11 protein-coding genes and 1 pseudogene are annotated in these 12,891 nt (G+C 66.1%); 4 read left to right on the top strand and 8 right to left on the bottom strand.

Annotation, left to right across the window (positions count from 1 at the left end; all coding sequences use genetic code 11):
- Positions 1-73 precede the first annotated feature (73 nt).
- From BN4251_RS02835 to BN4251_RS18965, 3 genes and pseudogenes are all read right to left on the bottom strand, one after another.
- Positions 74-1,000 (bottom strand): nucleotidyl transferase AbiEii/AbiGii toxin family protein, encoded by a 927-nt coding sequence (locus BN4251_RS02835; protein ID WP_170931794.1) that lies wholly within the window; start codon positions 998-1,000, stop codon positions 74-76.
- Positions 987-1,802, bottom strand: coding sequence for a type IV toxin-antitoxin system AbiEi family antitoxin domain-containing protein (locus tag BN4251_RS02830; RefSeq protein ID WP_245810167.1), 816 nt, complete (start codon positions 1,800-1,802; stop codon positions 987-989). The genes BN4251_RS02835 and BN4251_RS02830 overlap by 14 nt, the downstream gene beginning before the upstream one ends.
- 93 nt (positions 1,803-1,895) lie before the next feature.
- A pseudogene (locus BN4251_RS18965) lies at positions 1,896-2,051 on the bottom strand (type IV toxin-antitoxin system AbiEi family antitoxin domain-containing protein); the annotation flags it as partial.
- A gap of 752 nt (positions 2,052-2,803) precedes the next feature.
- Between BN4251_RS18965 and BN4251_RS02820 the strand changes: the two are divergent.
- A complete protein-coding gene (locus BN4251_RS02820) occupies positions 2,804-5,542 on the top strand; it encodes a DNA methyltransferase (RefSeq protein ID WP_087483640.1) in 2,739 nt (912 codons plus the stop codon).
- Between the two features lie 267 nt (positions 5,543-5,809).
- Here BN4251_RS02820 and BN4251_RS17890 read toward each other — a convergent pair whose 3' ends face one another.
- Both BN4251_RS17890 and BN4251_RS02815 read right to left on the bottom strand, forming a co-directional pair.
- Positions 5,810-6,553 carry a GAF domain-containing protein gene (locus BN4251_RS17890; RefSeq protein ID WP_140398371.1) on the bottom strand — a complete coding sequence of 248 codons (744 nt, stop codon included), beginning with the start codon at positions 6,551-6,553 and terminating at the stop codon, positions 5,810-5,812.
- A gap of 56 nt (positions 6,554-6,609) precedes the next feature.
- Positions 6,610-7,221, bottom strand: coding sequence for a recombinase family protein (locus BN4251_RS02815; protein ID WP_087483639.1), 612 nt, complete (start codon positions 7,219-7,221; stop codon positions 6,610-6,612).
- Between the two features lie 166 nt (positions 7,222-7,387).
- Between BN4251_RS02815 and BN4251_RS02810 the strand changes: the two genes are divergently transcribed.
- Together BN4251_RS02810 and BN4251_RS02805 are read left to right on the top strand one after the other, a co-directional pair.
- Positions 7,388-7,786, top strand: a complete 399-nt coding sequence (locus tag BN4251_RS02810; RefSeq protein WP_087483638.1) for a MerR family transcriptional regulator — start codon at positions 7,388-7,390, stop codon at positions 7,784-7,786.
- A gap of 156 nt (positions 7,787-7,942) precedes the next feature.
- Positions 7,943-9,493 (top strand): SulP family inorganic anion transporter, encoded by a 1,551-nt coding sequence (locus BN4251_RS02805; protein WP_087483637.1) that lies wholly within the window; start codon positions 7,943-7,945, stop codon positions 9,491-9,493.
- A gap of 93 nt (positions 9,494-9,586) precedes the next feature.
- Here BN4251_RS02805 and BN4251_RS02800 read toward each other — a convergent pair whose 3' ends face one another.
- Positions 9,587-9,895 carry an Rv3488 family transcriptional regulator gene (locus BN4251_RS02800; protein WP_087483636.1) on the bottom strand — a complete coding sequence of 103 codons (309 nt, stop codon included), beginning with the start codon at positions 9,893-9,895 and terminating at the stop codon, positions 9,587-9,589.
- Between the two features lie 160 nt (positions 9,896-10,055).
- On the opposite strand from BN4251_RS02800, the gene BN4251_RS02795 reads away from it, so the two are divergent.
- The gene (locus tag BN4251_RS02795; RefSeq protein WP_087483635.1) at positions 10,056-11,321 is read left to right on the top strand and encodes an APC family permease; all 1,266 of its coding nucleotides are present in this window, start codon (positions 10,056-10,058) and stop codon (positions 11,319-11,321) included.
- A gap of 25 nt (positions 11,322-11,346) precedes the next feature.
- On the opposite strand, the gene BN4251_RS02790 is transcribed toward BN4251_RS02795, so the two are convergent.
- Positions 11,347-11,775 carry an arsenate-mycothiol transferase ArsC gene (locus BN4251_RS02790; protein WP_087483634.1) on the bottom strand — a complete coding sequence of 143 codons (429 nt, stop codon included), beginning with the start codon at positions 11,773-11,775 and terminating at the stop codon, positions 11,347-11,349.
- 23 nt (positions 11,776-11,798) lie between these two features.
- Complete coding sequence (gene arsB / locus BN4251_RS02785) at positions 11,799-12,890, bottom strand: ACR3 family arsenite efflux transporter (RefSeq protein ID WP_087483633.1); 1,092 nt, start codon at positions 12,888-12,890, stop codon at positions 11,799-11,801.
- Position 12,891 lies beyond the last annotated feature (1 nt).

Here is a 12,891-nt window from a genome sequence, read left to right as displayed (position 1 = left end):
CCCACTGCGAGGAAACCAGCGAAGCACTGAGGGTGGGAGCGTCCGGTGCCGCCTCTACCGCAGAGACGGGCCCTCACGCCCACGCCTGCGCCTCGGGGTCCCACGTCCCGGTTCGGCGATGGCGCGCCAGCACATCGGTTAAGCAGCCGCTGGCGTACGCGAGCGATGCATCCAGTGACTGCAGTTCGACGGGGAACTCGGCGAAGCCGCGCGCCGCGCTCTCGTACCCGGTGGACCACTGGCTGCCTGGCGATGTCAGCGCGCCGGGACGCTGGATACGGCGGCGCTGGCTTTCGTGCTCGAGGAGCTTGTCGAGCTGGCCTGCATTGAACCGGAGGTCTTTGATGATGCGCACGATGTCCGCGAGATCGCGGTAGCGCGTGGAGACGCCGGTTTCGTGCGGTTCGTACATCGCGCAGATCTTGTCTGCCAGATGGTTCTCCACCGGCACTGTCGGGATCAGCGGCAGGTCTATCAGTGACGGGTGATCGATGACCTGCATCGGCGCGATGCGATCCACCGGCCCCTCGACGTGTCGGCGCACGCTGATGTCGATCGAGAACGGTTCGAACGGCACCGCACCGAGAAATGATCTGACACCGACTTTTGACGTGGCCGTCCCATACCCGTACGCATCGGTGCGATCGTGCTCGAGCACCCCGGTCACCTCGAAACGGAAGCCGTCCGTTGGCTCGTCAGCGACGAGGTCGCGAAGCTCGGTGAGTAGCGCCTCCGGGCTCTCCCATCCGCTCGCGCGAGCGAGGTCGATGTCCCGGGTGAACCGCCCACCGCCCGTGCGGATCAACAGGGCGTTGCCACCCAGCAGCATCCATCCCGTCTGTTCGCGAGCGAATACGCGGCGGAAGAACACCGTGAAGATGTACTGCTTGCGCACCAACTCGACCGTCACGCCGCGACGCCGAGCCTCGTTCTTCAGCAGACTGTTCAGCGACGCACGTAGCGCCGCCGGCGAACTGGGAGCCGGCCTATTCGTCACCATCGTGGCACTGTCCCTCCTCTGCATCTTCATCGTCGCTGCCTTCCGGCACCTCGTCCTCGCGCTCGTGACGCTCGCTCATGTCATTCCGGGCCCCACTCGCTGCTAAGCCTGTCTCGATGACCTTGGTCCATGGACTAGAGGCGGCGAGGTGTTCCAGCGCTGCCGCGGTCACACGCGGGTTCGGTGGCACGAACAGTGCCGAGTTCTGACGCATCAACTCAGCGATGGGACCGGTGAGATGGTCCAGCGAAATGACTTTCTGAAGGTTCTGCATCGTCGGCGCCACCCCCGTCCCACCCTGCAGGAAGCTACGAGTGAACGTTCCCTGAATACTCTCGACGAGCTGCCGACTGAGCGGCTCTACCAGCGACCGAAGAAACGCATCGCTGGAGACGAGATTCGCAGCGACAGTTGGCAACCCGGCACTCTCCAAGCACGCGCTGACGAGCTCATCGCCGTCCTCGAAGCCGTAGCGGCCGGCGCCGGCGTCCAGGCGCGCAGCAAGCATGTCGTGACGCACGTCCGGGAGCGATAACGCATCCCGCACCACCGACGCGAGATGATCGAAGTCAGTCGCCGAGGCCACCAAGTCGGCGACCGTCCGCACGACCGACGTCACCGGCAGCCCATCCACCACCGCACGGTCTTCGTCCGGCAGGTCGAGGCGGTGAAACCGCACGTCAGGCTGTGCCGTCTGGCGTCGCCGCGGCGACGTGAACTCATGCGCCATGGCGATCAGGTCACCGAGCCCATGCACCTGAGCCGCTGAGACATGCGAGACGACGACATCATCGCCTCCCATCACCCTGGCCTCCCCCGCCGTGCGGGGATCTGTAGCCAGCCACGCCGCCTGCAGATCCTGCAACGGCCCGTACCCAGCCGAGGCCAGCGCGTACACCCCGTGCCGAACCCGCTGCACAGATCCAGCTCCCATAAGTCGACCAAGATCCGGGCGCGTCACCCCCAGAGCAGCTGCCTGAGCAGTAGTCACCAGCCCCCACTGCCCCGACCCCAACTGCTCCAGCACAGTCAGCGCATCACTCGCACGCATCAGCCACCTCCACCATGCTCGGTACTGCAACTGTAGCCCCTGAGAGCGACTTTTGCAGTATCGAGTAAAGAGCTAGCGATACAATCGAAGCGCTGGACACCCCGGTACGGACCGTTCTCGAGAGAAGGGGTGGATGGCGCTGGATGGCGCCACCCACCCACGTCAGGTCAGACCTTCTGCCTGACCGTCCCCCCGGGGTTCTGGTCACCCCATCGCGTGGTGACGAACCGGCCCGAGCTAGCGGACCGCGTCACCTGGCGGCTGTTGGAGGTCCCGGGCCCCACTCGCTCGGTGGTCGTCGTGCGCGGCGACCTCTTCGCGTGGGACTTGGTGACGAAGCGCCCCGTACGAGCGCTCCTGGTGACGGATCGACTCTTGGCCATTTCCGTCTCCTTTCTCCGGCAGCAGGCACGGTGCCTGATACTCTCGGGATCCACTTCCTACAGTGACGTCCGAGGTTCGCCGATCAGCGGCTGGGGTTGGTATCCCCAGCCGCCCACATTCTACCGAGCGAGCCCGACACGCACCCCTACATGTTGGGCGAGAAGGCTTCGCGCGACCCAACATGTAGGGGTTTCGCGTTGCGTACACGCACAGCACTTTCTCCTATGACGTGCCAGGACGCTTCCACCTGATTGCGCGGGCGCACAGGCGCGCGATTCCGTATCCCAAGGAATCTCCCGGCGTGTCGCGCTCTAAGCGGTCGCGCGAGAACGTGACCACCGGGTAGTACGGCCTGAGATCATGTACCCATGAGCCATAAGCCTCTCGTGCTGCCCGATATCCGCTCCCGAGCAGGGGCGTTCGTCGCGCAGTGGCGGGACGCGGAGGGGTACGAGCGCGGGGAAGCACAGTCCTTCGTCCGGGACCTGCTGCGGGTCTTCGGCATCACCCGCTCCGGCGCGGCGCTCTATGAGAAGCGCGCTCAGCGCGCCTCCACCGGCGGTCAGGGCTACATCGATGCGCTGATCTCCGGTACCGCGTTGATCGAGATGAAGTCCGCCGGCGCCGACCTCGCCAAGGCCGAGGCTCAGGCGCTGGACTACATGGAGTCCCTGACCGAGCACGAGCGGCCCGACTTCGTGATCACCAGCGACTTCAAGCATTTCCGGCTGCTCGATCTTGCCGCGGACTCCCCCGAGACCGAGTTGCTCGAGTTCCCGCTCGAGGAGCTGCCCGCGCATGTCGACGATCTGATGTTCCTGGCCGGTTACCGGCGCGCGAAGTTCGGCTCGACTGAGCAGGAGACCGCGTCGATCAAGGCCGCGCAGCTGATGGCCAAGCTGTACGAGCATCTCGAGGCCACCGGGTACGACGAGCACCAGGCCTCGATCTTCCTGATCCGCACCCTGTTCTGCCTGTACGCCGACGACTCCGGCCTCTGGGAGCGCGACCTGTTCTCCCGGTACATCGAAGAGCGCACCAGCGAAGACGGCTCCGACCTCGGCGCGCAGCTGACCACGCTCTACCAGGCCCTGAACAAGCCCGAGGACAAGCGGTACGGGCGCGACGATGACCTGATCCAGGCGTTCCCCTACGTCAACGGCTCCGTGTTCGGCGAGGCCGTGGAGATCCCCTACTTCGACCGGGCCTCCCGCGAGCTGCTGCTGCAGGCCGCGTACTTCAACTGGTCCAGTATCTCCCCCGCGATCTTCGGCTCCATGTTCCAGGCCGTGAAGTCCAAGAAGGCCCGGCGCGAACTCGGCGAGCACTACACGACCGAGACGAACATCCTCAAAGTCATCCGCCCCCTATTCCTCGACGAACTCGAGGACCAGTTCACCAAGGCGCACGCCAAGAAGCGCGAGCTGGAGAAGCTGCTCGAGCACCTGGGCTCGCTGTCGTTCCTGGACCCGGCCTGCGGGTGCGGGAACTTCCTGATCATCGCCTACCGGGAACTGCGCGCCCTCGAGCTGCGCATCCACGAGCGCCTCCAGCAGCTCGACCCGTCCCGGGCTCAGCTGTCCTTGGACGCCGAGTCGCGCGTCCATGTTCGGCTGTCGCAGTTCTACGGGTTCGAGCTCGAGGAGTGGCCGGCCACCATCGCCCGCACCGCGATGTTCCTGGTCGAGCACCAGGCCAACCAGGCCGTGAACCTCACCCTCGGCTACGCCGTTCCCATGCTCCCCCTCCAGGACTCCGCCCGCATCACCGTTGGTAACGCGCTGCGCCTGGATTGGGCCAGCGTGATCCCGCCCTCCGTTGACGTCCACATCTTCGGGAACCCGCCGTTCCTCGGCCACGCCACGCGCAGCGCCGAGCAGGCCCAGGAGCTGCGCGACGTGTGGGAGCGCAAGGACATCGGACGGCTCGACTACGTCACCGGCTGGTACAAGAAGGCGATCGACTACTTCGGCGCGGTGAACGGCCGATTCGCCTTCGTCTCGACCAACTCCATCTGTCAGGGCGAGCCCGTCCCTGCCCTGTTCGGTCCCGTCTTCGAGGCCGGCTGGCGCATCCGCTTCGCGCACCGCACCTTCGCCTGGGTCTCCGAGGCCCCCGGCGCCGCCGCGGTGCACTGCGTCGTGGTCGGGTTCGACAGATCGAAAATCCAGGCGCGCCTGTTCTCGTACCCGGATCTCCGTGGCGAAGCCATCTCGGCGCCGGCGCAGACGATCAACGGCTACCTCGTCGATGGCCCCAATGTGCTCGTCGAGCAGCGCCGATCGCCTCTGTCGCCGGGCCTGCCCGAAGCGACGTTCGGCAGCATGCCCCGCGACGGCGGAAACCTCGTCGTGGAAGTCGAGGACTACGACGAGGTCATGGCTGATCCAATCGCCGCGAAGTACGTGCGCCCGTACGTCGGCGCCCGCGAACTCGTGCGACGACAACAGCGCTGGTGCCTGTGGCTCACCGACCTGGACCCCGCAGACGTACGCAGGTCCCCGATCCTCCGAGCCCGCCTCGACGCGGTCCGCGAGTTCCGCAGCGCCAGCTCTGCCGCCTCCACACGCGCCATGGCCGCCACCCCCCATCTCTTCGGGCAGCGATCCCAGCCCGACGTCCCCTATGTCTGCATCCCCGGGGTGGTGAGCGAACGGCGACCCTTCATGACCTGCGCTTACTTCGGGCCAGAAGTCGTGACCAGCAACGCTGCGTTCAAGGCCGACGATCCCGATGGGTTCCTCTTCGGAGTGATTTCCTCATCGATGTTCATGGCCTGGCAGCGATCGGTCGGGGGACGGTTGAAGTCGGACATCCGCTTCTCCAATACGCTGACATGGAACACTCTGCCCCTTCCCGCTACCAGCGAGGAGCTGCGGACGAAGATCGCCGCCGCGGGGCACGGGGTGCTCGAGGCGCGCATGGCTCACCCCGAGCGGTCACTGGCCGAGCACTACGACCCTCTCGCCATGGATCCCAGCTTGGTGTCCGCCCACGGCAAGCTCGACGCGGTGGTCGATCGAGTCTTCGGCTCCAAGCGCACGTGCCGCTCGGAGCAGGAACGACAGCAGGTCCTGTTCGCCCGTTACGCGGAACTTACTGCTTGACCGCCTACTCCTGCGATCTAGGAGTGAAAGTTCGCTTTATTGACCATTTCGTCGATCCAGACGGTGCGTGTGGGGTGCCCGGCTATCGTCAGACCCCATCTCGCGCAGCCAGCGCCGGATACGGATGTCAATAGAAGGGCGCACCTTCGGAGCGACTGGCCGCAAGGGAACGGTGCGCTTGATGTAAGCGCCAGATCCTTCGTTAACTACTTGAACAGTCATAACCGCCTCCCAGGTTCACTACGGCGCCCCGCAGTCGCTTCGATTCTATCGCTGCGAAGCCAGTTCGATCGAGCGCGCCACCGCCACATGACCCGCGAAGAGCCGAAGGATCGCCTCGTCACCTGCAGTTAGCGTGACGGGCCGCTCGAAGTCGACCGTCACCATCCCGAGACCGTCGGTGCCGTCACGCACCACTGGGCATGACATGAAGGACTGATAACCAGAGGTCGTGCCCTGCCAGCCGTCCGGAGGATCGTCTTGCACATTATGGGAGAGGTACGACTGGCCATGCTCGATGAAGGCGAGGGTCGCATCTCCCCGCGGTGTGCCCGCAATAAAAGGGTCGCTTTTCGGACGGCGACCTGCGTGCCCATCAGGCTCTACGCGAACTGGGACCCCCTCAGTAGAGGGTGCGACGAGGAAGATTTGAACTCGGGGACGACGGTGCCGGTCCATGAGCGCGGCACGTAACTCACCAGCCAGCTTGTCGTACTGATCGGCTCGACTTCGTGCGATCGCACCGGGGGTCTTCTGCGCCATTCGAGCGATTGACTCAAAGGTCGCCTGGGTCGTGTCAGCCAGACCGAGCAGGATCTGATCCCGCCATTTGCTCGGCCCGGGGGTGAAGAGAATCTGACTGGATTGCCACACGAGCGCGAGTAGAACCAGCACGCCAAGGCACACCAACCAGAGGTTCCGCCACGGCTCGTCGAAGCTTCCAATGACTACCGGACAAACGCCAATAATGATGATCGAGAGGCTTGAGAGGCCTTTTTGCCACAACGTCACCCCGGAATGATATCCCCGCGAGCAAACCTCGCGCTCGCGGGGCCGCGGAATTGCATCTACGCCAGATAACGATACAGCGTGGATCGGCTGATGCCGTGGTCACGGGCGATTTGGGCTTTGGGCATGCCGGCGAGGGCGGCGGTGCGGACGGAGTGGATCTGGTCGCTTGCGAGGCTGCGGGGCCGGCCCTTGTAGGCGCCGCGCTTCTTCGCAGCGGCGATGCCCTCGGCCTGGCGCTGGCGGATGAGCTCGCGCTCGAACTGCGCGAAGGCGCCCACCATGTTCAACTGGAACGCGGCCATCGCATCGGAGTGCCCGGGCTCGAAGGTGAGTCGTTCCTTGAGGAACTCGATGCTCGCGCCCTTCATGGGGTGCTGCTCGGTGTGCTCGGCGGGGTCGCCGGTGATCTGCTGGACGATGTCGTTGAGGTCGATGACCGAGCGGGCCAGACGGTCCATGGAGGCGACGACGACATGGTCGCCGCGGCGGACGTGCCGAATCAGAGCCTGCAGCTGCGGGCGGTCGGTTGCGCTCTTGCCGGACTGCTTCTCGGTGAAGGTCTGGTCGCACTCCCCCACCGCCTCGAGCTGGCGAGCGAGGTTCTGGCCGGCCGATGACACCCGGAGGTACGCGACGCGCTGCCCCGGGGCCCGATGTGTTCCATTCATGTCTAAGACCCTAGCCGAGACATGCGCCAAAACACGCGATTGGGCCTTGTGGAACAGCGGCGATGTCTCGGCAACAGGTGTCGCGTTTGGGTATACCCCAATGGGGCAGAGCCTGCCGCGTCTGCGCGCCCGCGGAGCAGTTGACCGGGTGGGGCAAACTGGCTTCATGGATGAAGAGAGCGGAAGGCAACAGCTACTGCATATCGGTGCGGTCGCCGAGCGCACGGAGCTCAGCCTGCGGACACTGCGGCACTACGACGAGATCGGGCTAGTCAACCCCTCCGAGCGCAGCGAGGGTGGATTCCGCCTCTACTCCGAAGCGGACGTCGAGCGGATCCTGCTGATCCGTCGCATGAAGCCGCTGGACTTCACACTGGAGCAGATGCGCGAACTGCTCGACATCACCCACGACGTCTCTCAGCCTGGCGCTCCCCTTGAGGCGCGGCAGAAGCTGCAAGAGATAGAGGCGATCGCCATCGAGCGGCGCAACGCACTGGAGAAGAAGGTGGCGATGGCCGACGAGTTCCTCTCGCGCCTCCGCGACCTCTCCGCACCCACCCCCTAAGCGGAGGAGAGCGGGAGGCCTGGTGCCTGGCCGTCTGTGAGGCAGGCCTCGTATCCGCCGGGCTAAACCTCACGTAACGTGAGGGTTGACCAGTGGGTCCCTCACGGAAACGTTTCGTGCTGCCGGGGCCCCATCCCTCCCCACCTAGGACGACTCGTGACTTCCCTCAACACTGCGCCCACCGACAGCGCACATCAACACTCCCAACAGCAGCCGGACACCGTCGTCTCTGCCTTGCGTAATCCCCGCCGGCTCAAGACCGAGGTCCTCGCCGGTCTCGTTGTCGCTCTCGCCCTGATCCCCGAGGCGATCTCCTTCTCCATCCTGGCCGGCGTTCCCCCTCAGGTCGGACTGTTCTCCTCATTCGTCATGGCGGTCACGATCGCGTTCGTCGGCGGCCGACCCGCGATGATCTCCGCGGCCACCGGCGCGATCGCCTTAGTCATCGCCCCCGTCGCTCTCGAATACGGGCTGGACTACTTCATCGCCACCGTGATCCTCGCCGGGCTTCTGCAGATCGTTCTCGCTCTGCTTGGCGTCGCGAAGCTGATGCGGTTCATCCCCCGCAGCGTGATGACCGGCTTCGTCAACGCCCTGGCGATCCTCATCTTCACCGCCCAGCTGCCCCACCTCTTCGGCGAGAACATCCCCCTCATCGTCTACCCCCTGGTCGCGGTGGGGCTGGCGATCATGGTCCTCGTCCCACGACTGACCACCGCGGTCCCCGCACCGCTGATCGCGATCGTGCTGCTGACCATCGTCGTTGTCGTCAGCGGATTGACGCTGCCCAACGTCTCCGATCAGGGCGAGCTGCCCGAATCGCTGCCATCCCTGTTCATCCCCAACGTGCCCTTGAACCTCGAGACGCTGCAGATCATCGCCCCGTACGCCTTCGCGATGGCGATCGTGGGGATCATGGAATCGCTGATGACCGCGAAGCTCGTCGACGACATCACCGACACCCACTCCAACAAGACCCGCGAATCCTGGGGGCAGGGCATCGCCAACATCGCCTCCGGGTTCTTCGGGGGCATGGGTGGCTGCGCCATGATCGGCCAGACCATGATCAACGTGAAGCAGTCCGGGGCCCGCACCCGGATCTCCACCCTCCTCGCCGGCATCTTCCTGCTCATCCTGGTCATCGCCCTGAACGACATCGTGGGCCTGATCCCGATGGCCGCGCTGGTCGCGGTGATGATCATGGTCTCCGTCGCGACCTTCGACTGGCACAGCATCCGCCCCACCACGCTGCGCCTGATGCCGTGGTCTGAGACCGCCGTCATGCTGGTCACCGTCATCGCCACCGTCGCCACCCACAACCTCGCCATCGGCGTCGTCCTCGGCGTGATCACAGCGATGATCCTGTTCGCCCGCCGCGTCGCCCACCTCGTCACCATCGAGAAGGTATGGGAGACCGACGTCGACGGAGACGGCATCGTCGACATCCGCCGCTACGCGGTCAAGGGTGAGCTGTTCTGGGCCTCCAGCAACGACCTGGTCTACCAGTTCGACTACGCCGGCGACCCAAAGACCGTGATCATCGACCTCACCGCCGCCGACGTCTGGGACGCCTCCACCGTTGCCACCCTCGATGCAGTGCAGAGCAAGTACGCCGCCCGCGGCAAGGAGGCTCGCATCATCGGCCTGGACGGCGCCAGCCTCCGACGTCTCGAGCTCCTCTCGGGCAATCTCGGGGACGGGCACTGATCCCCTCCAGCACCCCCCCTCTATTTTTGAGGCCCTGAACGACGACCCCATGAACCGCCGCCCGTTAGACCGATGATGCGGCCGGTGTCTTGTCTACTCCGGGGAGCGCCAGCCGAGGACTTCGTGGGCGAGTTCTGCGAGGGCTCTGCGGTCGTCGTCCAGAGCCTCGCGGCCGGCGTCGGTGGCGCGGTAGACGCGTCGGTTGCGTCCCTCGACGGTGCGGCTGGTTGAGGTCAGCAGTCCATCGGATTCCATGCGATGCAGGGTGGGATACAGGGTGCCAGGGCTGATGGAGTACCCGTGCTCGGCGAGTTCGGCCATCATCCATGCGCCGTGGATCTCGTCCTCGACGGCGTGATGCAGGATGTGCAGCCGCACTGCACCCCTTTGGAAGTCGCGCACCGCGCTCCACCTCCCTCTGTGGTGACGGATCCGATATCGGCACCGGAGTCTACGCCCACCACCCGCCCACTGGACGATCCTGGATCGGTTTCCGATATCGGGGTACGATTCCAGCGAGTGGCGGCTTGCCACGGCGCGCGTTCTGGAGGGATGACGAGAGATGAGTGTTCAGCCTGGTCTGGCCCGGCGGTTGGGGACGGGTGATGCCGTCATGATTGGGCTGGGGTCGATGGTGGGTGCGGGCATCTTCGCCGCGTTCGCGCCGGCTGCCGCAGCCGCCGGGGCAGGGTTGCTGATCGGCTTGGCAATCGCTGCCGTGGTGGCGTACTGCAATGCCACGTCCTCGGCGCAGCTGGCGGCGCAGTACCCGACGTCCGGAGGAACCTATGTGTACGGTCGCGAGCGCCTCGGGCAGTGGCCGGGGTTCGTGGCGGGGGGGGGGGTCGTCATCGGCAAGACCGCGAGCTGCGCGGCGATGGCCATGACCTTCGCGGCGTACGCGGTCCCTGGTCCGTGGCAGAAGCCGGTCGCCGTGGCGGCTGTGCTGGCGTTGGCGGCCATCAACTACTTCGGGGTCACGCGCACTGCCGCGGCGACGCGGGTGATCGTGTCGTTCGTGCTCGTGGTGCTGGCTGTGGTCATCGTGGCCGGGCTGACCTCCGGCGCTCCAGCGCTCGACGGCGCCGAGGGGCTGTGGATCCAGGGCGGCTGGTATGGCGTCCTGCAGTCAGCAGGTCTGTTGTTCTTCGCGTTCGCGGGCTACGCGCGGATCGCGACCATGGGCGAGGAGGTCAAGGAACCTCAGCGCACCATCCCGCGGGCGATCCTGACTGCCCTCGGCCTGGCCCTGGTGATCTACGTGCTGATCGCTGCGAGCGTCCTGATGACGCTGGGAGCCTCGAGCGTCGCGAGCTCGGCGACTCCGCTGGCTGACGTCGTCATCGCGCGCGGCTGGGCAGGGGCGGAGCCGCTGGTGCGGATCGGGGCGGCCGCTGCGGCCTTGGGTGCGCTGCTGGCTTTGGTGGCGGGGGTCGGTCGCACCAGCCTGGCGATGGCCCGCCACCAGGATCTTCCCCGCTGGCTGGCCGCGGTGCACCCAAGGTACCAGGTGCCCCACCGTGCCGAGATTGCTCTGGCGCTGGTCGTCAGCGGGATCATCCTCGTGGCCGACCTGCGCGACGCGATCGGGTTCTCGTCCTTCGGAGTCCTGGTCTACTACCTCATCGCGAACATCGCCGCGGCCACCCAGGAGGGGCCTCACCGCCGCTACGCCAAGGCCTGGCAGGGCCTGGGCGCGATCGGCTGCGTGGTGCTGGTGGCGACCCTGCCCCCGACCTCGATCCTCGCCGGGGCTGCAGTGCTCGCGGTCGGGCTGGTGTACCGGCTGGTCCGCCTGCGCGTGAGCAGCCCCGGGCCGGGCCAGTGATACCGCTTCACACCACAGCGGCTCTCTAGTCCCGGTGGACTCGCAGATCCTCGAGCAGCGCCCGCACGCGGCGGTCGATGTCATCGCGGACCAGGCGCATGCGCTCCATCCCCTCAATGCCCCGCTGGGAGGGCTCATCGGTGTGCCAGGTGGTGACCGGCGCGGTCATTCCCTCGACTGGTTCGATGACGGCTTCGCCGCCGATGACGATCACGTGGTCGACGCTGCGCAGCAGCTCGGGGGTGACCGGCTGCGGGACGGCGGAGGACATGTCCGCGCCGACCTCGGCGATCGCTTCCTCGGACTGGGCATTGATGACGGTGCCGGGGCGGGTGCCGGCGGAGTGCACCTCGACGGCATCTCCGGCGTGGTGGCGCATTAGGGCGGCTGCCATCTGGGACTTGCCGCCGTTCTTCACGCACACGAACAGGACTGCGGGGCGTTTCGCGGTCATGGTGACTCGATCTCTCTGCTGGTTCATCGGGTGGGAACGGTTGGGTCGCCGGGGAAGAGCCGGCGGCCCATGGCGAGGGCGACGTAGACGAGGGCGACGAGGACGGGGACCTCGATCAAGGGGCCGACGACCCCGGCGAGGGCCTGGCCGGAGGTGACGCCGAAGGTGCCGATGGCGACGGCGATGGCGAGCTCGAAGTTGTTGCCCGAGGCGGTGAACGCGACGGTCGTGGACTTCGCGTAGTTCATGCCGATCGCACGGCCGAGCAGGAAGGACCCCAGGAACATGACCACGAAGTAGACCAGCAGCGGCAGGGCGATGCGGGCCACGTCGCCCGGGGCGGAGATGATTGCGTCGCCCTGGAGGGCGAACAGCAGCACGATGGTGAACAGCAGCCCGTACAGCGCCCAGGGACCGATCTTCGGGAGGAACCGCTCCTCGTACCAGGCCCGGCCCTTCGCTCGCTCCCCGAGGACGCGGGTCAGGAAGCCGGCGACCAGGGGGATCCCGAGGAAGATCAGCACGCTGAGGACGATCGCGCCGATCGAGAACTCGGCCGACGTGGTCGGCAGCCCCAGCCAAGACGGCAGCGCCTGGAGGTAGAACCAGCCCAGGGCACCGAAGGCGATCACCTGGAAGACGGAGTTGATCGCGACCAGCACGGCGGCAGCTTCGCGGTCACCGCAGGCGAGGTCGTTCCAGATGAGGACCATCGCGATGCAGCGCGCGAGTCCGACGATGATCAGGCCGGTCCGGTATTCCGGCAGGTCGGCCAGGAAGATCCACGCGAGGCCGAACATGAGGGCCGGTCCGACGATCCAGTTCAGCACCAGCGAGGTCAACAGCAGGCGTCTGTCTGCGCCGATGCGCCGGGTCTCGTCGTAGCGGACCTTCGCCAGGACCGGGTACATCATCACCAGCAGCCCGATCGCGATGGGCAGGGACACGGATCCGATCTTCACCGCCTCCAGCGCGGTGTTCAGGCCGGGGACGAACCGCCCCAGCAGGAGCCCCACGGCCATGGCGGCCAAAATCCATACTGGGAGCCAGCGATCAAGGAAGGACATCTCCTTCATCACGCGCGGCTGCTCCACGTCCTTGGTGGTCGTACTCATC

The organism is Brachybacterium massiliense, assembly GCF_900184245.1.
GTDB classification, from domain to species: Bacteria; Actinomycetota; Actinomycetes; order Actinomycetales; family Dermabacteraceae; genus Brachybacterium; species Brachybacterium massiliense.
The sequence above is the reverse complement of the archived record's forward strand: the minus strand, read 5'-3'. Positions and strand labels throughout refer to the sequence as shown.